The sequence below is a fragment of the Bradyrhizobium sp. 160 genome (genome assembly GCF_023073735.1).
Lineage (GTDB): Bacteria > Pseudomonadota > Alphaproteobacteria > Rhizobiales > Xanthobacteraceae > Bradyrhizobium.
The window spans coordinates 1-22,753 of record NZ_JADPKD010000063.1 but is presented as its reverse complement, the minus strand read 5'-3'; the positions used below and the strand labels follow the sequence as shown (position 1 = coordinate 22,753).

Below are 22,753 nucleotides of genomic sequence, written 5' to 3'. Positions count from 1 at the left end.
TCCCGCTCGAGCGTTCCAACGCGCCCCGGCTAGCGGCGTTCCTTCTTGGACGTATACGGGTCGTTCGTGGCAGGTACTTGCTCACCTAGAGTCCGGCCCCATCATCGGCGATGCGCTTGAGGTAATCTTTCTTGCTGACCTGCATGTGATCCACGCAGAGTTGCGCCAGCGCCCAACTGTCGCGGCCCTTGAGCAGCTCGATCATCAGCTCGTGCTGGCGCCGCGATTGTGCGAGACCCTCGCGATCGGCGAGGTTCTTCGCGCGCATCGGCAGCGTCAGGTTCATGTAGTCCTGGAGCGAGCGCACCAGATAGGGATTGCCGCAGGCCGAGAACAGCGCAAGGTGGAAGGCGTCGTTGGCCTCGTGAATGCCGCGCAGATCCTGCGCGTCGGCCCTTGCGCAGTATTGCCGTTGCAGCGCGGAGAGTTCGTCGATCAGGCCTTGCGGCGCGGGCAGGGGGATCATCAGCGCAGCCTGCCGCGTCAGCATCTCCCGCACCTCGTAGATCTGATGGACTTCCTCGGCCGAGTAGAACCGTACGGTGGCGCCGACATTCTTCTCACGGCGGATGATGCCGCGCCGCTCCGCATCCAGCAGCGCTTGGCGCACGAAGTGCCGCGAGGTGCCGTAGCGCGACATCAGCGCGTCCTCGGTAAGGCGCGCGCCCGGTGCGAGGAGGCCGAAGATGATGTCCTCTTCCAGGCGCGCGACGACGTCGTCCGGATCGTCGCGCCGGACCGGCATTGCTTCAGCAGTGCGAATGTCGGACATGCCCTTAGCCTCCCGGCGGTCGGCCGGTTGGTCCTGTGGAGCAGGAGGGGCTTGGATTGTCAATAATTTGTGCCGCAAGAGCCGCCAAAAGCCAGAAAGTGCGACAATATTGGCCAATCTTATTGACAATCCTGGGCGAGGCTGTACCACGGTGGCAACTCGGAAGGAGTGGCATGATGACGAGTGGCCTGCGCAAGGGTTTGACGAGCTATGGCGATGCCGGCTTCTCGCTGTTCCTGCGCAAGGCGTTCATCAAGGCCATGGGCTATTCCGACGATGCGCTGGAGCGCCCGATCGTCGGCATCACCAACACCTATAGCGACTACAATCCCTGCCACGGCAACGTCCCGCAGATTATCGAAGCCGCCAAGCGCGGCGTGATGCTGTCCGGCGCGATGCCGTTCGTATTCCCGACCATCTCGATCGCCGAGAGCTTTGCCCATCCGACCTCGATGTACTTGCGCAATCTCATGGCGATGGACACCGAGGAGATGATCCGCGCCCAGCCAATGGATGCGGTGATCGTGATCGGCGGCTGCGACAAGACTCTTCCTGCGCAGGTGATGGCGGCGATCAGCGCCGATCTGCCGACGGTGGTCATTCCGGTCGGGCCCATGGTGGTCGGCCATCACAAGGGGGAAGTGCTGGGCGCCTGCACCGATTGCCGCAGGTTGTGGGCAAAATACCGCGCCGGCGACATGGACGATGCCGAGATCGAAGCCGTGAACGGCCGTCTCGCGCCGTCCGTCGGCACCTGCATGGTGATGGGCACGGCCTCGACCATGGCCTGCATGATCGAAGCCATGGGCCTGTCGCTGCCGATGAGCGCGACAATCCCGGCGCCGCACGCCGAGCGTTTCCGTCTTGCGGAGGCCAGCGGCAAAGTCGCCGCCGAGATGGCAAAGACGAAGAGGCCGAAGCCGAGCGAGTTGCTGACGCCGGCCTCGTTCAGGAACGCGCAGGTCGTGCTTCAAGCGATTGGCGGCTCGACCAACGGCCTGATCCATCTGACCGCGATGGCGCACCGATCGCCGTACCGGCTCGATCTCGGAGTGTTCGACCAGATCGGCCGCGAGGTGCCGGTGCTGGTCGATCTCAAGCCGTCCGGCGAACATTACATGGAGCATTTCCATCACGCCGGTGGCGTGCCGAAACTGCTGGCGCAACTCGGTGATCTCGTCGATCTCGATGCCGGGACGATCAGCGGCCAGACGCTACGCGAGGTCGTGGCGAATGCGGAGCACGTGCCGGGCCAGGACGCGATTCGTTCGCGCGACAATCCGATCAAGAAGGAGGGCGGTCTTGCCGTCCTGCACGGCAATCTCGCGCCGCGCGGTGCGGTCATCAAGCAATCGGCCGCCAGTCCAAAGCTGTTGCAGCACACCGGGCGCGCGGTGGTGTTCGAATCCGTCGAGGACATGACCCTGCGGGTCGACGATCCCGATCTCGACGTCACGGCCGACGACGTGCTGGTGCTGCGTAATGCCGGCCCGAAGGGCGCGCCGGGCATGCCCGAGGCGGGCTATTTGCCGATTCCGAAGAAGCTCGCGCGGAACGGCACCAAGGACATGGTGCGCATTTCGGACGCACGCATGAGCGGCACCGCGTTCGGCACCATCGTGCTGCACATCACGCCGGAATCTTCTGTCGGCGGGCCACTCGCGCTGGTGCAGAACGGCGACATGATCCGCCTCGATGTGGCCAAGCGCAGCATTGAGCTGTTGGTCGATGCGGCCGAACTCGAGCGGCGCCGCGCCGCGTTGAAGCCGGCCGCAGCGCCAGAGGAGGCCCGGCGCGGCTACGCTTGGTTGTTCAACGAGACCATCATGCAGGCCGACGAGGGCTGCGACTTCGATTTCATGCAGAGGACTGGACCAAGGACCGAGAAGGAGTGAGGGACCAGGCCTAAGGCAGCTACTTGCCCTTGCTGGTGAACTTCTTCACGGCGGCGCGGAACTCCGCCGTGTTCATCGCCATGATGATCTTGTGCTCCTCGGCATCCAACTGCTGCTTCACCGGCGTGGTCGCGGCCTGGTAGACGAGCGATTTGGTGCCGGTGATCGCCGCCGGCGGGTTTTGCGCGAGACGCTCGGCGAGTTTTTGCGTGGCTGCTTTCAGATCAGCGGCGGGAACGATCCTGGCAACCAGGCCCCACTCGTAAGCCTGCTGCGCGGTAAAATTATCCTCGGACAGGAAGATTTGTAGCCCGCGGCGGGAGCCGACCGTGCCGACGATGCCGACCGTGGAGCCGCCGTCCGGCGACACGCCGATCTTGGCATAGGCCGGCGTGAACTTGGCGTCGTCGGCGGCAATGCAGAGATCGGTGACGAAGGCGAGCCCCATGCCCGCGCCGGCGGCGGAGCCGTGGACGCTGGACAGCGAGATCTTTGGCATGCGGCGGATGATCTCGATAAAGGCATGATAGTGCTTCAAGAGCTCGCCGACCACGGGCGTCACCGTGCCTGCTTCGGCGGCTGCCCCGATCGTCTGAAGATCGCCGCCGGCCGAGAAGGCGCGGCCTTCGCCTTCGAGGACAACGACCTTGATGTCGTCCGCGCCTTCGATATAGGCCGCGAGCTGCTCGAGCTTCTGCGCGATCGCCAGGTTGATAGAGTTGAATGCGGCAGGGCGGTTAAGCGTGATGGTCGCGATCGGGCCCTCGATCCGCAGCAGGGCGGGATCATCGGGCTGGGAGATGGGAGCTGGCATCTGAGAAAATCCCCGGCAAGAGGTTCGTTGCTGCAACTAAATCGCAGAAGGCGAGGGGTGACAATCCCCGCCCGCCGCTCTTGCGCTGGGCGGAACGATAGGCTCAAATGGGCCCGCCTTCGCCAAGGGACGGACACGAGCGCCGGCTCCTCGTCAGGCCAGCAAACCAAAATCAGCGAGAGAGGAGACGACATGGGTCACGCTCGTGTCTTGCGGAAGTGGGCTGTCCAATGACGGATGGTCCGGTGATCATCGTCGGGGCCGGCCATGGCGGCTACCAGGTCGCGGCATCGCTGCGCCAGGCGGGCTTTTCGCAGCGCATCTGCCTGATCAATGACGAGGCGCATCTGCCCTATCAGCGGCCGCCGCTGTCAAAAGCCTACATCAAGGGCTCGGCCGGGCCGGAGAGCCTGATGTTCCGGCCGGAGAAGTTTTACCAGGACCAGAAGATCGAGCTGATCGCCGGCCGCGCCGTCTCGATCGACCGCGCTGGCCGCAAGCTGCATCTGGCCTCGGGCGAGACGCTGCCTTACGGTCACCTCGTGCTGGCCACGGGCGCGCGCAACCGCCTGCTCGACCTGCCCAACGCCAATCTGCCCGACGTGAAATACTTGCGTATCCTCGACGACAGCGAGGCACTGCGCCAGGTCATCCCGTCGAAGACACGCGTCGTGGTCATCGGCGCCGGCTTCATCGGCCTCGAATTCGCGTCCACCGCGCGGATCAAGGGCCTCGAGGTCGACGTGCTCGAGCTCGCCCCGCGCGTGATGGCGCGCGCGGTGACGGCCGAGGTCTCCGAATATTTTCAGGCGCGGCACCGCGGGGCCGGCATCCGCATCCATCTCGGCGTGCAGGCCACTTCCATCGAAGCCGAGGGCGGCAAGGTCACCGGCGTCTCCTTGAGCGACGGACGGCATCTGCCCGCCGATCTCGTCGTGGTCGGTGTCGGTGTGCTGCCGAACATCGAGCTTGCGGCTGAAGCGGGGCTTCCCGTTGCCGCCGGCATCGTTGTCGACGAATATCTTGCGACGGCTGATCCCGATATTTCGGCGATCGGCGACTGCGCGCTGTTCGCAAGCCCGCGCTTCGGCGGTTCGCTGCGGCTGGAATCGGTGCAGAACGCCACCGATCACGCCCGCTGCCTCGCGGCGCGGCTGACCGGCGACAGCAAGCCCTATGACAGCCATCCCTGGTTCTGGAGCGACCAGGGCGAGGACAAGCTCCAGATCACCGGCCTCACCACCGGTTACGATCGCGTCGTGCTGCGCGGCAACCCCGCGAGCAAGGCGTTTTCGGCGTTCTGCTACAAGGGCGAGACGCTGCTGGGCATCGAGTCGATCAACCGCGCCGGCGACCACATGTTCGGGCGCCGATTGCAGGCTATGCACCGCTCGATCTCACCGGAGCAGGCCGCGGACCAGAGTTTCGACCTGAAGAGCGCACTGGCGTGATCAGCTTGCGTCGATCACGGCAGCCACTTCCTTTGCCGTCGGCATCGACGGCCCCGCGCCCATCCGCTGCACGCTGATCGAAGCGGCGGCGTTGGCAAACGTGAGCGCGCCGCGCAGTGTCGCGCCGTCAGCCAGTTGCGCCGCGAGCGCGCCGACGAAGCAATCGCCGGCGCCGGTGGTGTCGACCGCCTTCACCGTGCGCCCCTGCACCGAAATCTCCTCGCGCCCCGCCAGCGCGAGCACGCCGCGCCTGCCGAGCGTGACGCAGATGGTCTGGTCCCGCCGCGCCTGAAGTTGTCGCGCGACGTCGATGATCCGCGCGGCCTCGTCGCCGTCGGAGAGCTCGGTGCCGGCGAGCAAGCCGAGCTCGGTCTCGTTCAGCACGAGGATGTCGACCAGCGCGAGCAGCTCGCCAGGCATGCTTTGCGCCGGCGCCGGGTTGAGCAGCGTCGTGGCTACGGCGGCGCGTGCCCGCTGGAAGAACGCGGCAATCGCCGGCAGCGGAATTTCGAACTGGCTGACCGCGACGTCGCCCTCCAGCAGCGGCACAACGCTGACGTCATCAGCGTCGACCAATGCATTGGCGCCGGGGATGACGACGATGGTATTGTCAGCCTCCGCCACCGTGATGATGGCCGTGCCGGTGTGCGCGTCAGCCGTCTGCTGCACGTAGCCGAGATCGATGCCCTGACTGCGAAGGAAAACCTTCAGCTCGGTCCCAAACGAATCCTTCCCCAGCCGCCCGATCAGCGTGGTCCTGGCGCCAAGCCGCGACGCGGCGACCGCCTGGTTCGCGCCCTTGCCACCTGGAAAATACAGCACCTGCTTGCCAGCAACGGTCTCGCCGACGCGTGGATGGCGGTCGGCTGTTGCCACCACATCCATGTTGATGCTGCCGGCGACGAAGACGCGACCCATGACACACCTTTTGCGAGCGCTAGACCCTGACCTCGAATTCGTGCCTGACCTTGGCGATGTCGACCAGCGTCGGCAGGCCGGCCTCGTTGCCGAGGCGCTGGATCTTGAAGGTCGAGGCGGCGCGGGCGAAATCAAAATGCTCGCGCCAGCTTTTGCCGGGATGGGCGAGGTAGGAATAGACATAGGCGCCGTGGAAGACGTCGCCGGCGCCGTTGGTGTCGATCACGCGCTCGCGCGGGATCGGCATCGCCGGCATCACCTGCACCGTCCCGGTCTCGTCGTACCAGAAAAGGCCCTTCTCGCCCATGGTGACGCCGCCGATCTTGCAGCCGCGGCTCTTGAGGTAATCGAGCATCTTCTCCGGCGTCAGGTCCATCTGCTCGCACAGCCGCTCGGCGACGATGGCGACGTCGATATATTCCAGCAGCTCATGCGTGTTGGTGCGCAGGCCGCCGCCGTCGAGCGAGGTCAGGATGCCGGCCTCGCGGCAGACTTTTGCATAGTGGATCGCGGCGTCCGGCTGATGGCCGTCGACATGCAGCGCGCGGCAGCCGCCGAGATTGAGCATCGGGAACGGATGGATGTGCTCGTCGTCGCGGCAGCGGACGATGGCACGCTTGCCGTCCTTGGGCATGATGAAGGAGAGCGAGGACTGGTTCACCTTCCGCCCGTGCAGCGAGATTGCGTATTTCGCGCACATGTCCTGGAACATGCGCCCCAGCCAGTCATTGGCGACTGTTGCGATCAGATCGGGCACGATGCCGAGCTTGGCGCAGCAGAACGCCGCCGTCACCGCGTTGCCGCCGAACGAAACCGCGTAATCCGAAGCTACGTGCTTCTCGTCGCCGGTCGGCAGGTGGTCGGTGATGAAGACGACGTCGATATAGGTCTGTCCGATGAAGAGAGCCTGCATTGCTTGTCCGTGATGCGCTTGTGGTCCGGCCGGCGCGTTTACTCTAGCACCGGTTCCGCTCCGGAGGGACGCTGAAATTATTCGCAAATCTGCCGCCCGGAGCGCTTGAGGTCAGCATGGTGCCGGAATACGACCATGACAGGCCGATGCCAAGCCCGGACAAACGCCGTCTTTCGGCCCAGGGGTTCCGGGTCAATTACGAGTCGATAAAAGGGGGGAAGATGATCATCGGGCTCGATCACGTCGTCGTCCTGGTCAGGGATATCGCTGCGGCAAAAGCGGCCTATCAGACGCTGCTCGCCCGCGCGCCGGCCTGGCAGAACTCCGGCGAGGGCGCCGACCGGGTCCTGTTCACTTTGGACAACATGACGACCGAATTGATGGCGCCGAGCGGCTTCAGTGTCGCCGCCGACCGCATGCGCGCGCTGCTCGACGATCAGGAGGGCGTGCTCGCCAGCCTGTGCTTTCGCGTCGCAGACATGAGCAAGACGCACCGCCGCCTGGAACGCGTGGCCTTGAGGCCGGAGCCGGTCGCGGAGGTCCAAAGCAGCGATGCCGCATCCGATGCCGTGCTGCAGTGGAAGCGCACGCGTGCCGCTACGGAGCTCACGCGCGGCGTGCGCATGTTCTTCCTCGAGCTCGCCGACGAGCGCCCCAGATCCGTTGCGACCGACGTCGCGCCGATCGAGGCGCTTGATCACGTCGTGATCACCACCGAGGATTCCGAGCGCGCCGCCGCACTTTATGGCGCGCGGCTCGGGCTCGATCTGGCGCTCGACCGCTCCCATCAGGATTGGGGCCAGCTGATGTTCTTCCGCTGCGGCGATCTCATCGTCGAGGTGGTGCGCCGCCCGGTGGCGGGCGGCGATGCCGCGCATGACCGGCTCTGGGGCCTCAGCTGGCGGGTGGCCGACATCGACGCCACCCGCGCCCGCCTGATCACTGCCGGTCTCGACGTTTCCGAGGTCCGCAACGGCCGCAAGCCGGGCACGCGGGTGATGACGGTGCGGAACGGCACCTGCGGCATCCAGACCGTGCTGCTGGAGCGTTCGCCGAAGCCGGTGGATTGAGGGACGTCTTTCCTCCGAGCGAAGCGAAGAAATGCAGAAGCCCTCCGCGGCGGCCGTCTGATTGCTTCGTCGCAAGGGCGCCTCGCAATGACGACTTCCTCGTGGTACACGCTGATCTGAGACCACCCAGCGAGCAACCGGTTTGGCGAAGGCAAAGCGAACTCTGAAATGGCAGCGCGATCCCGAGGGGATGCGGCTGCGTATTCTCGAGGCCGCCAAGCAGGAGTTTGCGGCCCACGGGCTCGCCGGCGCGCGCGTCGACCGCATCGCCGCCAAGGCTGGCGCCAACAAGCGTATGCTCTACTACCATGTCGGCAACAAGGACGAGCTCTATCTCGCCGTGCTTGAAGGTGCCTATGACAAAATCCGCAGCGAGGAGCGCGGGCTCGATCTCGAGCATCTCGACCCGCCCGAGGCGATCCGGCGGCTGATCGAATTCACCTGGAATTACTTCCTGCGCAATCCCGAATTCCTGTCGCTGCTCCAGACCGAGAATCTCGCGCGCGCAAAGCACCTGAAGCGCTCGACCAAGGTCAAGTCGATGCACTCGCCCTTCGTCGAGATGATCCGCACCGTGGTGCGCCGCGGCGTCGACAGCGGCGACTTCCAGGTTGCGATCGATCCGGTGCAGCTCTACATCTCGATCGCGGGACTCTGCTTCTTCTATCTCTCGAATTCGGCGACGCTCAGCGTGATCTTCGGCCGCGATCTGTTGGACAAGAAGGCCAAGGACGAACGGCTGGCGCACATGGTTGGACTCGTGCTGGCTGCGCTGACGGGTCAGTCCGTGGCGCTGTTCGAGATCGCGAAGCCGCCAAAGTCGCCCACCGCGGTGGCGCAAACGGTTTAGTGGCCGTCGGCGCCGCTCGACTGGGATTCTTTTGCTTTTCCAATCTTGGCTGTCATCGCCCACTACACCGAGATTTCGCCGCAGTCCCTCCACGCGGCCCTTCACACGACCCCCTTCACATTCAGCGACCGGAACCTGGCGCAAAACGTCACAGGGAAAGCTCTGGACAGTATTTATCCAACGGGTTAATTTCTCCGCCAACGACAAGATTGCCGGGAGTGAGACGTGGCTGAGTTGAAGCCGCAGAGTGCGGTGTCCAAGATGCTGAATGCGGCCTGGATTCGGCCGTTTTTGTTCCTGGTCTTCATCGTCGTGGCCTGGGATCTGGCGATCCGGCTGTTCAAAATTCCCGCCTACCAGATCCCGTCGCCCGCCGACGTCGCGGCGGTGCTGCGCACCGAATGGCCGGAACTGCTGCGCCAGTCGTGGCCGACCACCTATGCGACCGTGTGTGGCTTCGTGCTGTCGGCGCTGTTCGGCATTCCCGTCGCAATGCTGATTGCCGGCTCCAAGACAGTGGAGAGCTACGTCTATCCGCTGTTGGTGTTCTCGCAATCCGTGCCGAAGATTGCGATCGCGCCGCTGTTTGTGGTCTGGTTCGGTTTCGGCATCATCCCGAAGGTGATCTCGGCGTTCCTGCTGGGCTTCTTCCCCGTCGTTGTCTCGGCCGTGCAGGGCTTTAAATCGGTCGATCCTGATATGGTCGATCTCGCCCGCGCTATGCAGGGCAGCCGCTTCCAGGTGTTCCGTGCGGTGAACCTGCCGCATGCGCTGCCCGCGATCTTCTCCGGTCTCAAAGTCTCGGTGACGCTCGCCGTGGTCGGCGCCGTCGTCGGCGAGTTTGTCGGCTCCAATTCCGGCATCGGCTACGTCATGCAGCGCTCGATCGGCACCTTCGACCTGCCGACGATGTTCGCTGCCCTTGTGATCCTGGCACTACTCGGTGTGGTCCTGTTCTGGATCGTGGACCGGATCGAGAAGCTGGTCATCCCCTGGCACGTCAGCCAGCGTGAGGACGTGCTTTTCGCCTCTTAAGTAATTTTCGGCTCTGAAGTGAAGCAACGAACGGCCACCAACGGCCGACGCAACAACGACATGGGAGAGTAACGATGAAGCGGTGGATAGGGGGCGTCTCGGCAGCGCTGATGGTGTTCGCGGCACTGCCGGCACAGGCGGCCGATAAGGTCGTGCTGATGCTGAACTGGTACGTCTATGGCGAGCACGCGCCGTTCTATTACGGCAAGGCCAAGGGCATCTATGCGGCCGAAGGCATCGACCTCGAGATCCAGGAAGGCCGCGGCTCGGCTGCGACCACGCAGGCCGTCGCGGCGAAGACCGCCGATTTCGGCTATGTCGACGTTCCCACCATGATGCGCGCCGCGATCAAGGGCGCGCCGGTGGTTGCGACCGGCGTGCTGCTCCAGACCAGCCCGATGTCCGCCATGGGCTTCGTCGACAAGAACATCAAGAAGCCCGAAGACATCAAGGGCAAGACGGTGGCGATCACGCCGGCCGATTCCATGACCCAGATCTGGCCGCTGTTCCTGAAGAAGACCGGCCTGAAGGAGAGCGACTTCAAAACCGTTGCCGGCGACGGCCAGACCAAGCTCAACGCCGTCATCAACGGCCAGGCGGATCTCTTGCTCGGCTACGTCATGGACCAGTCGATGAAGATCAAGGACGCCACCGGCAAGGACGTCTATCCGATCAAGTTCGCCGACTACGGCATCAACATGGTTTCATCAGGCATCATCGCCAACACTGACTATGTGAAGGCGAATGCCGATCTGGTTCGCCGCTTCATGTCGGCGACTACCAAGGCGGTCGAGGCCGCCGAGAAGGAGCCGAAGGCCGCGGCGCAATCGATCCTCGATGCTAATCCCAAGGGCGGCAAGATCGATACGCTGACACAGGGCTTCGAGCTGACCATCCCGCTCTACCGGACCGCGGACACCAAGAGCAAGCGGCCATTCCAGGTCACCGACCAGAACATGACCGAGACCGTCAATCTTCTCGTCGAATATGGCGGCCTCGATGCCAAGGCCAAGGAGAACCCGAAGGCGTTTTACACCAACGACTATTTGCCGAAGAGCGGATCGTGAAACCTGCGACAGCAATGAACGCAACCCTGCAGCCGGCCGCGCATCTGAGACTGGTGAGTGACCGGGCTGCCGGCGATGCGTCGGGCATCAAACTGTCCGGCGTGTCCAAGACCTACCGGACGCGCGACGGCGATGTGCCGTCGCTGCGGCCGCTCGATTTCAACATTAATGATGGCGAGTTCTTCGTCGTGGTGGGCCCAAGCGGCTGCGGCAAGTCCACGCTGCTCAAGCTGATCTCGGGATTGCTGCCGCCGACCACGGGCGAGATCCTGGTCGAGGGCGAGAGGGTGACGACGCCGCACGGCAATGTCGGCATCGTCTTCCAGAACGCGTTGCTCCTGCCCTGGCGCAACATCCTCAACAATGTCATGCTGCCGATCGACATGAAGCGGCTGGCGCGGGATAAATATCTCGCTCGCGCCAAGGATCTGTTGAAGCTGGTCGGGCTCGAAGGCTTCGAGAAGAAGCTGCCATGGCAGCTCTCCGGCGGCATGCAGCAGCGCGCCTCGATCTGCCGAGCGCTGGTGCACGATCCCAAGATCATGCTGATGGACGAGCCGTTCGGCGCGCTCGATGCGCTGACACGCGAACGCATGAATGTCGAATTGATGCGGATCCAGCGCGAGACCAGGAAAACGGTGCTGCTGATCACGCATTCGATTCCGGAAGCCGTCTTCCTCGCCGACCGCGTACTGGTCATGACCGAGCGCCCCGGTGCGATCGCCGCGATCTATGATGTGCCGCTGCCGCGTCCGCGCTCGCTCGACGTGATGGCCGATCCCGTGTTCACCGAGCTCGTGCAACGCATCCGCAAGCATTTCTTCTCCCAAGGTGCACTGGACTAAGAGCAATGCGATTGAGCCGGGCTGTGATCACGAAGACGGTGCGCTCCCTCCCCCGCCTGCGGGGGAGGGCTGGGGAGAGGGTGCCTCGGCTGGCAAGACTCCCCAAGAGGAGAAAACCCTCACCCGGCGCTGCGCGCCGACCTCTCCCGCAAGCGGGCGAGGTGCACCGTCTCCGCGGTCGCACCGGCTTCACTAACCGTCATTCGGTAACACCATGTCACCCCGTCTGAAGCTGCGAGATATCGCATTGTTCGAACGTCCCGTGCATTTCGCGCGGCCGTTCCGCTTTGGCGCGATGACCATCAGCGCGACGCCGCAGCTGTTCGTGCGGGTCGAGATCGAGGTCGAGGGCAGGGGAAGCGCGGTCGGCGCCAGCGCCGAGCTGCTGGTGCCGAAATGGTTCGACAAGCGGCCGGAGCTGTCGCCGGCGCAGACGGTCGATGGTTTGCGACGCTCGCTGGAGATTGCGCGCGGACTTTATCTGGCGCGGACTGGATATTTGACGGCGTTCGATCTGCATGCCTCGTGCATCGGCGCCCAGGTCGCGACCTGCGCGAAGAAGAACATTCCGGCGCTTGCCGCGGCCTATGGTCCAGCGGAAATCGACAAGGCGATCCTCGATGCCCTGCTCCGCGCCGCCGAGACCAGCTTCTTCGATGGGATGGCCGCTAATATCGCCGGCATCGATGCGCGGCTGTCGCCTGACCTGAGCGAAAGGGACATCAGAACGTTTCTCTCGAGCCGGAAACGGCTGGAGCGTGTTGCCATCAGGCACACCGTCGGCCTTGATGATGCCGTTGAAGGTGACGGCGGAGTTGCCGATCCACGCGAGAACGCCGGTGCTCGCTATTTCAAGCTCAAGCTGTCGGGCGATCCCGCCGCCGATGCGGTGCGGCTGGCGCGGATCGGCAAGGAGCTTGATACGATCGGACATGATTACAAGGTGTCGCTCGACGCCAACGAGCAATACGCCGATCTCGCCGCGTTGCAGGCGCTGATGGATCGCCTCGATCACGATCCCGCGTTGCGGCCGATCGCCTCGCGCCTGCTCTATGTCGAGCAGCCGATGCCGCGCGACATCACGAGGCAATCGCCACTGGGCTCGCTTGCCGCGCGCGGTTTCATCATCGACGAAGCCGACGATAGCTACGATGCGTTCCCCGCAGCGCGGGCCCTCGGCTATCGCGGTATCTCCTCAAAATCCTGCAAGGGTCTCTACAAGGCCATCGTCAACGCCACGCGCGCGGCGAAATGGAGCGCGGAAGGCGAGGCGTTCTTCGTCACGGCCGAGGATTTGACCTGCCAAGCCGGCCTTGCCGTGCAGCAGGACCTCGCGCTCGGTGCCCTGATCGGCGTCACCCATGCCGAACGCAACGGCCATCACTATGTCGACGGCTTCGGCGACACGCCCGCCGCTGAAGCTGCAGCTTTCGCGGCGGCGCATCCCGATCTCTATGCCGATGCCGGGCAGGGCATCCGTCTCTCCATTCACGACGGCGATCTCCTGACGGGATCGCTTCATGCTGCGGGCTTCGCCACCTCGGTCCATCCGGACTGGTCGGCGCTTCGCCCGCTCGAACAGCCAAAATCACTTCAGGAGCAATTGGCATGACTACCCAACGCCTCGGCCTCATCATGAACGGCGTCACCGGCCGCATGGGGCTCAACCAGCATCTGATCCGCTCGATCGTCGCGATCCGCGACCAGGGCGGCGTCCGCTTGAAGAACGGCGATCGCGTGATGCCCGACCCGATCCTGGTCGGCCGCAGCGCCGAGAAGGTCGAGGCCCTGGCCAAGCGCTACAACATCACGCGCTGGACCACTGACCTCGACGCCGCGCTCGCCGACAAGAACGACACCATGTTCTTCGACGCCGCGACCACGCAGGCCCGACCCGGCCTTCTGACCCAGGCCATCAATGCCGGCAAGCATGTCTATTGCGAGAAGCCGATTGCGACGAATTTCGAGGAGGCCGTCGAGGTCGTGAAACTCGCTCACGCAAAGGGCGTCAAGCACGGCACGGTGCAGGACAAGCTGTTCCTGCCCGGCCTGAAGAAGATCGCCTTCCTGCGCGACTCCGGATTCTTCGGCCGCATCCTCTCGGTGCGCGGCGAGTTCGGCTATTGGGTGTTTGAAGGCGGTTGGCAGGAGGCGCAGCGGCCGTCCTGGAACTACCGCGACGAGGACGGCGGTGGCATCATCTTGGACATGGTCTGCCACTGGCGCTACGTGCTCGATAATCTCTTCGGCGAGGTCGAGAGCGTGAGCTGCATTGGCAACACAGACATTCCCGAGCGCTACGACGAGCAGGGCAAGAAATACAAGGCGACCGCGGACGACTCGGCGTACGCGACGTTCCAGCTCAAGGGCGGCGTCATCGCCCACATCAATATGTCCTGGGTGACGCGGGTCTATCGCGACGACCTCGTCACTTTCCAGGTCGACGGCACGCTCGGCTCCGCGGTCGCAGGGCTCACCGATTGCGTGATTCAGGCCCGGCAGGCGACGCCCCGTCCGGTGTGGAATCCCGATGAGAAGCGGCTGCACGATTTCTACGGCGACTGGCAGAAGATGCCCGACAACGTCTCCTACGATAACGGCTTCAAGGAGCAATGGGAGATGTTCATCCGCCACGTCTACGAGGATGCGCCCTACAAGTTCACGCTGCTCGAAGGCGCCAAGGGCGTGCAGCTCGCCGAGTGCGCGTTGAAGAGCTGGAAGGAGCGGCGCTGGATCGACGTCGCCCCGATCAAGGCCTGAAGCCGAGTCCTAGTGTCAGTTGAGCCGTCATTGCGAGGAGCGAAGCGACGAAGCAATTCCAGACTTTCTTTGCGGAGACGCTCTGGATTGCTTCGCTTCGCTCGCAATGACGGGGAGAGGTCAAAAATTATGAACAAGCCAGTCCAGCCCAAGCCTGCTCCTTCAATGTCGTCATTGTCGCTCAAGCTGCCGAAGGCCGATCGTTCGATCGAGACCTATCGGCTCGCGGCCTCGCGCCCGTTTCCCGCAAAGCTCGAGGGCCCGCTGAACCGCATCGCCTTCTCGGCCGTGCACACGGTCGCCGATCCCTTCGCCGACAACGATCCCTGGCTTTCGGTCGCTGTCGACTGGGACAAGACCATCGCCTTCCGCGAGCACGTCTGGGACCTCGGTCTCGGCGTTGCCGAGGCGATGGACACCGCGCAGCGCGGCATGGGGCTGGACTGGCCGACCTCGCTGGAGCTGATCACGCGCTCGGTCGCTGCCGCGAAGCGTCGCAACGCGCTGGTGTTCTCCGGCGCGGGCACCGATCATCTCGCGATCGAGGATGCCAGGAACCTCGACGACGTGATCCGCGCCTATGAGGAGCAGATCTCGGCGGTCGAGAAGGTCGGCGGCCGCATCATCCTGATGGCGTCGCGGGCGCTTTCCAAGTTCGGCCGCAATGCCGATGATTACGCCAAGGTCTACGATCGCGTGCTCTCGCAGGTCCGTGAGCCCGTGATCATCCACTGGCTGGGCGATATGTTCGATCCGGCGCTGACGGGCTATTGGGGCACCAAGGATCTCGACAAGGCGATGGATATTGCGGTCGCCATCATCAACGCCAACGCTGCCAAGGTCGACGGCGTCAAGGTCTCGCTGCTCGACAAGCAGCGTGAAATCGATATGCGCCGTCGCCTCGACAAGCGCATCAAGATGTATACTGGCGACGATTTCAACTATGCGGAGCTGATCGCCGGGGACAGCGAAGGCTTTTCGCATGCGCTGCTTGGCATCTTCGACGCCATCGCGCCGGCAGCATCCTACGCACTGTCGCGGCTGGCGGCCGGCGATGAAGCCGGCTTCCACGACGTGCTGGGACCGACCGTTCCCTTGTCGCGCCACATCTTCAAAGCGCCGACGCGCTTCTACAAGACCGGCGTGGTGTTCATGGCTTATCTCAACGGCCACCAGGACCACTTCACCATGGTGGGCGGCCAGGAGAGCGCGCGCTCGATGCTGCATCTGGCCGAGCTGTTTCGCCTTGCCGATCAGGCTGGCCTGCTCGCCAATCCGGAACTCGCGACACAGCGGATGAAGACTGTGCTGGCCTCGCACGGACTTGAACCCTGATGCGCGATTTCTCGTCCGACCATCGCTGGCTGTCGCTGAACACGGCGACGGTCCGCAAGCAGGGTGACCTCGTCGAGATCATCGATGCCTGTGCGAAGCAGGGCATCCGCGCCATCGATCCCTGGCGCGACCAGGTTGCTTCTGTCGGGCTCGACCGCGCGGTACGCGCCGTGCGCGACGCCGGCCTCGATCTCTCAGGTTATTGCCGTGGCGGCATGTTCACCTCGGATTCTTCGCGGCGGGGCGAAGTGCGCGACGACAACCGGCGCTGTGTGGACGAGGCGAAGGCGCTCGGCGCGCCCTGCATCGTGCTCGTGGTCGGCGGCCTGCCGCAATATTCGCGGCCGGGCAGCGAGGCCTCGAAGGACATCGCGGCAGCGCGCGGCCAGGTCGAGGAAGCGCTGGCCGAGATGCTCGATTACGCCAAGCAGGCAGGCCTGCCATTGGCGATCGAGCCATTGCACCCGGCCTATGCAGCCGACCGCGCCTGCGTGAACACCACAAAACAGGCGCTCGACATCTGCGACCGGCTCGACCCCGGCCGCAGCGGCATGCTCGGCGTTGCGCTCGACGTCTATCACATCTGGTGGGATCCGGAGCTGATGGGCCAGATCGCGCGCGCCGGCCAAGATCGCCTGCTCGCCTTCCACGTCTGCGATTGGATGGTGCCGACCAAGGACATCCTCAACGACCGCGGCATGATGGGCGACGGCGTGATTGACATCAAATCGGTGCGTCAAGCGGTCGAAGCGCAGGGCTTTGCCGGCTATTCGGAGATCGAAATCTTCTCCAATGACTGGTGGGCCAAACCGATGGACGAGGTGCTGCGCACCTGCATCGCGCGGCACAAGACGGTGGTGTAGGTCACGCGCGCGCTGCCCTTACGGTCCTGCAACCTGTTGCAGCGTGTTGAAGCGCGCCTTCTGCTCGCTGCTCAGCGTCGCGTAGAACTCCTCCAGTGCGGGTTGCACCAGCTTGGCGGCGGCGAGCATGGCTTGGAGACGATCCCCCATGGCTTCCAGGCGTCCGACGGGTGTCAACGGCACACTGTCCGGGCAGACGGCTTGCAGTGCTGCGACTGCCTGCTTCGTCGCGTCGTCCAAGCGCTCGAGCGCATCCTTCTGCTTGCCGGCCGGGCGGACAACGGCGTCGATGCGTTCGATCGGCAACTGGGTCAGGCCGGACTTCGGATCGCCGCAACCCTCGCTACTCGCTTCCTGCTGCTGTGACGAGCGGTCGCCGACAGGGGGCCCAAGCGCGTTGAAGCGCGCTTGCTGTTCGTCGCTGAGCGAGTTGTAGAATTTCTCCAGTGCCGGTCGCACGATCTTGACCGCTTCCAGCGTCGCGCTGATGCGATTCATCATCGCGCGCAGGCGGCCAGGCGGCGTCAATGCATAAGTCTCCGCGCAGGAATCCTTGAACACGGCGGCCGCGTTGGCCGCCGCGGTCTTCAACTCGTCGAGCAGCGCGCGTTGCTCCGGCGTCGGCTGCACTGCTTTCGCGATATCGGCAAGCGGCCAAGCCGTCACGCCCTTGTCTGGTGTGCCGCACAATTGCTGTAGCGTCTGCGGGCTCACGCTGGCGCGCGGGCGCGCCCGGCGGCCGCCGCCGGCGTGCGGATAGTCATACGGATTGGTGCTGGCATAGGCGGAATAGGGGCCGTCACCGCCCCAGAACACGGTGTCGACGAAATCGTCATACGCGTACGCCCAATAGCCGGGCTCATAAGCATAGGACCAGAACGTGTAGTTGAAAATGTCGGAATAGGCGTATGGCCAGAACACCGGCCCAAGCCACGCCACGAACGCCGCGGGATGGCGGTGACGCCAAGCCTGCCGGGGAGCCCAGCCGCTCTGGCGGGTGAGGAGGGCCGCTTGGGTCTGCGGATTGGCCTGCTCACGGAAGCGCGCGGCAAACCGCCCGCGCTCAGCAGCCTGCGCGGCGGCCGTGGTGGCCGGGGCGCGCGCGGCCGGAGCCTGGAGGCCAAGCCGCTGCTGGCGCGCCAGGTCGCTCTGCTGCGCGCGCTGCTCGCGATCAAGCAAGCGGTTCTGCGTCTGGAGCATCCGTTGCTGCAGGCGTTGCGCCCGCACGCTTTCCGGCTTTTGCGACTGCAATTGCTGCACACGCTGCTGGAGTCGTTCGATACGGGTCTGACGCTCCGTCGTCTGGCGCGACAGCATCTCGCGCTGCCGCTGCTGCACCATCTGCTCACGCTGCTGGACTTGCTGCTGGCGCTGTTGCGCGCGCTGTTCAATCTGATCCCGCCGCGACAGCCGCTCGCTCGCGGCCGGCGGTCCGCTGGGGCGCGATGGGGCCGCGATGTGCGGCATCGGCCGAGGCGCCATGGCCGGATGTTGCCGTGCTGCCGGCGACCGATGGAATTCAGGCCGCGGTGTCGCCACGTGCGGGGCTGCCCGCGGCGGTGCAGCGAAATGTGGGGACGGGCGCGGTGGCGGTGAGGCAATACGCGGCGCCGGATGTGGCGCCATGGCTGGTCGCTGCGGCATGGCCGGCCGCTGCATGGCCGGGGGATGATGGAAAGCCGGCGCTGCGGGGCGTGCCATGGCTGGCGGCGCCGCCGGATGGGCCGTGGCCGGTGGTGCTGCTGGCCGAGCCGCCGGTGCTGCGGCCGGACCGGGTGGTCCGCCCCTTCCGTGTCCGAGTCCTTGGGCGAAAGCGCCGGCGCTCGTCGCCAGCACCGAGACACCAACTAAAAAAGCCGTAAGGCAAACGCAACGCGGAAGCATGGTTCTAGCTCCCAGCTCGTCATCGCCCACGACGTTCAACGCACAGGTGGCCGGATCGTTCGTTCTTGGCCGCGGCCGGCCTTGCGATCTTCCGACGCAGGCAGCCTCAAGAGAAATCCTGGGTCAAGGTGGTGGCGAGCCGCTCCAGCGCCCAGTCGACCTGGTCGCTGGTGATCACCAGCGGCGGGGCGATGCGGATCGTGTATTCATGCGTATCCTTGGCGAGGATGCCCTTGCCCTGGAGCGCCTCACAATAGCGGCGTGCGCCCCCGGCCTCGGGATGCAGCTCGACCGCCAGCATCAAGCCGCGTCCGCGCACCTCGCGGATCATGTTGGCACGGATGCCCTTCAAGCCTTCGAGGAAGCGCGCGCCCTGCCTGGCCGCGTTCTCGATCATGCCTTCCTCGACCAGCACGCGCATCGCCGCGCGCGCCACCGCGCAGGCAAGCGGATTGCCGCCAAAGGTCGAACCATGCTGCCCGGGTCTCAATGTCCCGAGCACGTCGTTGTTCGAGAGCACGGCCGACACGGGATAGAAGCCACCGGACAGGGCCTTGCCGAGCAGCGTCACGTCCGCCTCGATTCCCTCGTGCTGTTCGGCGAGCAGCTTGCCGGTACGGCCGAGCCCGGTCTGGATCTCGTCGAGCACCAGCATCACGTTGTTGGCGGTGCAGAGCTGGCGCACCTTCGTGAAATAGCCGGCTGGAGGAATGACGACACCGGCTTCGCCCTGGATCGGCTCGACCAGAAAGGCGACGGTGTTGGGCGTGATTGCGTCTTCCAGCGCCGCGGCATCGCCGAACGGGATGATCCTGAAGCCAGGCGCGAACGGACCGAAATGTGTGCGTGTCTCGGGATCGGTGGAAAACCCGACGATGCCCAGCGTGCGTCCATGGAAATTGTTGGCGCAGACGATGATCTCGGCCTGGCCGTCCGGCACGCCCTTCACCTCATAGCCCCATTTGCGGACCGACTTGATCGCGCTTTCGACCGCCTCGGCGCCGCTGTTCATCGGCAGCACCTTGTGCGAGCCGGTGAGCGCCGCGATTTCCTCGTAGAACAAGGCGAGCTGGTCGTTGTGAAAGGCGCGCGAGGTCAGCGTCAGCCTGTGCGCCTGTTCGACCAGCGCTGCCAGGATCTTGGGGTGGCAGTGGCCCTGGCTGACCGCCGAATAGGCCGAGAGGCAATCGAGATAACGGTTGCCTTCGGTATCCCACACCCAGACACCTTCGCCGCGGGACAGGACGACCCCGATCGGCTCGTAATTGTGGGCCCCAAAGCGTGCTTCTGTTGCGATGAAATCAATGACCGACGAGCTCATGTGTCGTCACTCCATGGCCGCGCACGGCGGCGTCAACCGACTGCACCGCCGGCGACCCTCAACTTGATCTGGGTATCAACTTGTCGCCTCGGAAGCCTGCATGCGTCCGATGGCGTAGCCCCCACCCGATTTGCCTGAAATGTCAGAGGGTTCTCTACTGTGCATGGGGTTGTTTTCGTCATTTTTGTTTGGAGGCTTCATCCGATCGCGCAGGGCACGCTCAAAAAGCCGCGAAACCGGACCCGCCCGCCCCGCACCGGCTGCCCGGCCACGGCATAGTTTGGGAAGCGCGCCAGGAAGCGCGAGATCGCGATCGCGCCTTCCAGCCGCGCCAGGGCCATGCCCGCGCATTGATGCGCGCCGGTGGCGAAGGCGAGGTGCCGGTTCGGCGTGCGCGCGATGTCGAAGCGTTCGGGCTCCGGAAACTGTGCGGGGTCGCGGTTGGCCGCGCCAATGCACAGCGTGACCGAGGTGCCGGCGTCGAGCATGACGCCGCCGAGCTCGACCTTTTCCGTGGTCATCCGATTGCCGAGCTGGTTGGAGCTCTCGTAGCGCAGCATCTCCTCGACGGCGGTCTTGATCATGTCGGGGTTGTCGATCAAGCGCTGCTTCTGGTCCGGATTGCGGTGCAGCGCGACGAGGCCGTTGCCGATCAGGTTGGTGGTCGTCTCGTGGCCGGCATTGAGCAGGAAGATGCAATTGTGCAGCAGCTCCTTCTCGGTCAGCCGCTCGCCGTTCTCCTCGCTCCCTTCTCCTTGGATCAGGCGCGTCAGCACGTCGCGCTCGGGATTGCCGGGCTTTCGGCGCCGGCGCGCGACCAGCGTCTCGAGATAGGCGAGGAAGTCCTGCACCGCTCTGTTGCCGCGCGCGGCCGCTTCGGGCGACACCACCGGTTCGAGTGCGCCCAGGATCGCCAGAGACCACTCGCGCAGCGGCGCGCGTTCCTCGTGGGGCACGTCGAGCAGATTGCCGATCACCTCGATCGGAATGGAGGCGGCAAAGTCCTCGATCAGCTCGCAAGCCCCCTTGGCGGCGATGGCGTCGAGCAGGCCGTCGACCAGCTTGATGAGGTCGCCCTCCATGCCGGCGATGGCGCGAGGCGACAGTGCTCCCATGATCAGGCGGCGCACGCGGGTATGGGACGGCGGATCGTTGAAGACGAGGCTCGTGGTGTGATGCTCGTAGAGCAGGCTGTCGCCGTATTTCGGCGCGAACTCGCGCTTCTTGTCCGAGCTGAACGATTTGGTGTTCTTGTAGGTGGTGACGAGATCGTCATAGCGGGTCAGGAAGACGGTGCCGTTCGGCAGGCGTTTGACCGGTTCGTTCTCCCGCAGTGCACGATAGGTCGGATAGGGGTTGTCGTAGAACTCGGGCGTCAGCTTCTCGAGATCGAAGCTTGCCGCCAGCTCCTTCGCATCTGCGTTCATTCCGTTATACTCGCCGGTTAAAGCCGATATGCCGTTTTTGTTGTTCTGGCCGACGCGCGCATGCGTCTACAGTCGCGCCGTCTTTGCTAGCTGACCGGACAGGAAAATGCACGCGCGCGCTGACGCTCCCGACACGGCCCCGAGTGTTCTCTGGCCGGACGATATTTTCGCGACATTGCAGCGCTTCGACGTCCGGCAGGTGCCGTACGTGCCCGATGCCGGTCACTCGAAGCTGATCCAGCGCGTGCTGGCCTCCTCCACGATGCGCGGCATACCGCTGACGACGGAGGAGGAGGGCGTGGCACTTCTCGCCGGCGCCTGGGCGGGCGGACAGCGCGGCGTGTTGCTGATGCAGTCGAGCGGCGTCGGCAATTGCATCAACATGCTGTCGCTGATCCCGATCCTGCGCTTTCCGTTCCTCACGCTCGTGACCATGCGCGGCGAGTGGGGCGAGTTCAACCCGTGGCAGGTGCCGATGGGGTCGACCACGCAGGGCGTATTCGAGCTTTCCGGCGTCAAGGTGCTGCGTGCCTCGAACCCGGCCGAGGTGCCGGCCGTGCTGGAGGCGGCCGCAGCGCAGGCCTACAACGCACTCACTCCCACCGCCGTCCTTCTGTCGCAGCGCCTGATCGGCGCCAAGGTTTTCACCAAATGAGCAAGGCCAATCTCCTCGACCGCCGCCAAGTGGTGTCCACACTGCTCGCGGAGCGCAAGGATGTGGTTGCGATTGGCGGCTTAGGTGCCTCCACCAACGACATGTGCGCGGCCGGCGACCACGCACGCAACTTCTATCTCTGGGGTGGCATGGGCGGAGCTGCGATGATCGGGCTCGGGCTCGCGCTGGCGCAGCCAAAGCTGCCGGTGCTGGTCATCACGGGCGACGGCGAGATGCTGATGGGCATGGGCAGTTTGGCCACCATCGGGCTGCAGAAGCCGGCCAATCTCTCCATCGTCGTGCTCGACAATGAGGCCTATGGCGAGACTGGCGGCCAGACCAGCCACACCTCCGCGGCTGCCGACCTCGTCGGCGTCGCTCGGGCCTGCGGCATCGAGGACAGCCGGGCCGTCACGACCATGGCCGAGGTCGAGGCCTTGGCCAAAGTCGTCCACGACGTTTCCGCGGGGCCACGCTTTGCCAATGTGAAGATCGACAGCGCCAGCGTTGAGCGGATCTTGCCGACCCGGGACGGGACCTACATCGTCAACCGGCTCCGGGGCGACCTGGGCTTCCGGCCGATTTAGGGCCGGCCTTGCCGATGTCGTCGTCCTGCTCGTGCGCCGTGTGCGCGAGCCAGTTTCGACCCAATCTAGAGGTTGCGATGCAGCATAGTGCTTGACTTTTGCGTGGGTGAGTGCTTACTCACTAGCATGAGCTCATTGCGTATGACGAGCGACCTGAGGCGTCAATTGATCCTCGGTGCCGCGAAACGTTGCTTTGCCCGACACGGCTATAACGGCACCACGACCAAGAGCGTGGCGGCCGCCGCTGCTATTTCCGAGGCGCTGCTGTTCAAGCATTTCCCCTCCAAGGCG

The 22,753-nt window shown here is 64.6% G+C and carries 21 protein-coding genes; 14 read left to right on the top strand and 7 right to left on the bottom strand.

What is annotated here, in order from left to right; genetic code table 11:
* Window positions 1–85 precede the first annotated feature (85 nt).
* Window positions 86–772 (bottom strand): GntR family transcriptional regulator, encoded by a 687-nt coding sequence (locus tag IVA98_RS25730; protein ID WP_247302987.1) that lies wholly within the window; start codon window positions 770–772, stop codon window positions 86–88.
* A 176-nt stretch (window positions 773–948) separates the two neighbouring features.
* Between IVA98_RS25730 and IVA98_RS25725 the strand changes: the two genes are divergently transcribed.
* Window positions 949–2,667 carry an IlvD/Edd family dehydratase gene (locus IVA98_RS25725; RefSeq protein WP_247302985.1) on the top strand — a complete coding sequence of 573 codons (1,719 nt, stop codon included), beginning with the start codon at window positions 949–951 and terminating at the stop codon, window positions 2,665–2,667.
* Window positions 2,668–2,686: 19 nt separating this feature from the next.
* Here the strand turns inward: IVA98_RS25725 and IVA98_RS25720 are convergent, their stop codons facing one another.
* On the bottom strand, window positions 2,687–3,481 hold the full coding sequence (locus IVA98_RS25720; protein WP_247355737.1) for an enoyl-CoA hydratase/isomerase family protein: 795 nt from the start codon (window positions 3,479–3,481) through the stop codon (window positions 2,687–2,689).
* A 230-nt stretch (window positions 3,482–3,711) separates the two neighbouring features.
* Between IVA98_RS25720 and IVA98_RS25715 the strand changes: the two genes are divergently transcribed.
* Complete coding sequence (locus IVA98_RS25715; protein ID WP_247302981.1) at window positions 3,712–4,932, top strand: NAD(P)/FAD-dependent oxidoreductase; 1,221 nt, start codon at window positions 3,712–3,714, stop codon at window positions 4,930–4,932.
* On the opposite strand, the gene rbsK is transcribed toward IVA98_RS25715, so the two are convergent.
* Window positions 4,933–5,850 carry a ribokinase gene (rbsK, locus tag IVA98_RS25710; RefSeq protein ID WP_247302979.1) on the bottom strand — a complete coding sequence of 306 codons (918 nt, stop codon included), beginning with the start codon at window positions 5,848–5,850 and terminating at the stop codon, window positions 4,933–4,935. It lies immediately after the preceding gene.
* A gap of 19 nt (window positions 5,851–5,869) precedes the next feature.
* A complete protein-coding gene (locus IVA98_RS25705) occupies window positions 5,870–6,763 on the bottom strand; it encodes a sugar kinase (RefSeq protein ID WP_247302977.1) in 894 nt (297 codons plus the stop codon).
* A gap of 221 nt (window positions 6,764–6,984) precedes the next feature.
* On the opposite strand from IVA98_RS25705, the gene IVA98_RS25700 reads away from it, so the two are divergent.
* The 9 genes from IVA98_RS25700 (at window position 6,985) to IVA98_RS25660 (ending at window position 16,588) form a co-directional block, all read left to right on the top strand.
* Window positions 6,985–7,833, top strand: coding sequence for a VOC family protein (locus tag IVA98_RS25700; RefSeq protein ID WP_247355736.1), 849 nt, complete (start codon window positions 6,985–6,987; stop codon window positions 7,831–7,833).
* A gap of 142 nt (window positions 7,834–7,975) precedes the next feature.
* Window positions 7,976–8,683 (top strand): TetR/AcrR family transcriptional regulator, encoded by a 708-nt coding sequence (locus IVA98_RS25695; protein WP_247355735.1) that lies wholly within the window; start codon window positions 7,976–7,978, stop codon window positions 8,681–8,683.
* 225 nt (window positions 8,684–8,908) lie between these two features.
* Window positions 8,909–9,718, top strand: coding sequence for an ABC transporter permease (locus IVA98_RS25690; protein WP_247355734.1), 810 nt, complete (start codon window positions 8,909–8,911; stop codon window positions 9,716–9,718).
* 74 nt (window positions 9,719–9,792) lie between these two features.
* On the top strand, window positions 9,793–10,785 hold the full coding sequence (locus tag IVA98_RS25685) for an ABC transporter substrate-binding protein (protein ID WP_247302970.1): 993 nt from the start codon (window positions 9,793–9,795) through the stop codon (window positions 10,783–10,785).
* Window positions 10,786–10,799: 14 nt separating this feature from the next.
* The gene (locus IVA98_RS25680; protein ID WP_247302968.1) at window positions 10,800–11,630 is read left to right on the top strand and encodes an ABC transporter ATP-binding protein; all 831 of its coding nucleotides are present in this window, start codon (window positions 10,800–10,802) and stop codon (window positions 11,628–11,630) included.
* Window positions 11,631–11,844: 214 nt separating this feature from the next.
* On the top strand, window positions 11,845–13,242 hold the full coding sequence (locus IVA98_RS25675) for an enolase-like domain-containing protein (RefSeq protein ID WP_247306839.1): 1,398 nt from the start codon (window positions 11,845–11,847) through the stop codon (window positions 13,240–13,242).
* Window positions 13,239–14,390, top strand: coding sequence for a Gfo/Idh/MocA family protein (locus IVA98_RS25670; protein ID WP_247306842.1), 1,152 nt, complete (start codon window positions 13,239–13,241; stop codon window positions 14,388–14,390). Before IVA98_RS25675 ends, IVA98_RS25670 begins: the two co-directional genes overlap by 4 nt.
* Window positions 14,391–14,519: 129 nt before the next feature.
* The gene (locus tag IVA98_RS25665; protein ID WP_247306845.1) at window positions 14,520–15,725 is read left to right on the top strand and encodes a dihydrodipicolinate synthase family protein; all 1,206 of its coding nucleotides are present in this window, start codon (window positions 14,520–14,522) and stop codon (window positions 15,723–15,725) included.
* Entirely contained in the window at window positions 15,725–16,588 is an 864-nt protein-coding gene (locus IVA98_RS25660) for a sugar phosphate isomerase/epimerase family protein (protein ID WP_247306847.1), read from the top strand. The genes IVA98_RS25665 and IVA98_RS25660 overlap by 1 nt, the downstream gene beginning before the upstream one ends.
* An 18-nt stretch (window positions 16,589–16,606) precedes the next feature.
* On the opposite strand, the gene IVA98_RS25655 is transcribed toward IVA98_RS25660, so the two are convergent.
* From IVA98_RS25655 to IVA98_RS25645, 3 genes are all read right to left on the bottom strand, one after another.
* On the bottom strand, window positions 16,607–18,055 hold the full coding sequence (locus IVA98_RS25655; protein ID WP_247355733.1) for a Spy/CpxP family protein refolding chaperone: 1,449 nt from the start codon (window positions 18,053–18,055) through the stop codon (window positions 16,607–16,609).
* A 523-nt stretch (window positions 18,056–18,578) separates the two neighbouring features.
* Window positions 18,579–19,793: an ornithine--oxo-acid transaminase gene (gene rocD, locus IVA98_RS25650; RefSeq protein ID WP_247306855.1), complete on the bottom strand. Its 1,215-nt coding sequence runs from the start codon at window positions 19,791–19,793 to the stop codon at window positions 18,579–18,581.
* Between the two features lie 197 nt (window positions 19,794–19,990).
* Window positions 19,991–21,220: a cytochrome P450 gene (locus IVA98_RS25645; protein WP_247306858.1), complete on the bottom strand. Its 1,230-nt coding sequence runs from the start codon at window positions 21,218–21,220 to the stop codon at window positions 19,991–19,993.
* 106 nt (window positions 21,221–21,326) lie between these two features.
* On the opposite strand from IVA98_RS25645, the gene IVA98_RS25640 reads away from it, so the two are divergent.
* The 3 genes from IVA98_RS25640 to IVA98_RS25630 all read left to right on the top strand — a co-directional run.
* Entirely contained in the window at window positions 21,327–21,875 is a 549-nt protein-coding gene (locus IVA98_RS25640) for a phosphonopyruvate decarboxylase (protein WP_247306860.1), read from the top strand.
* A complete protein-coding gene (locus tag IVA98_RS25635; protein WP_247306862.1) occupies window positions 21,872–22,462 on the top strand; it encodes a thiamine pyrophosphate-dependent enzyme in 591 nt (196 codons plus the stop codon). Before IVA98_RS25640 ends, IVA98_RS25635 begins: the two co-directional genes overlap by 4 nt.
* A gap of 126 nt (window positions 22,463–22,588) precedes the next feature.
* Window positions 22,589–22,753: TetR/AcrR family transcriptional regulator (locus IVA98_RS25630; RefSeq protein ID WP_247355778.1), on the top strand; the 165-nt coding region annotated here is incomplete at its 3' end.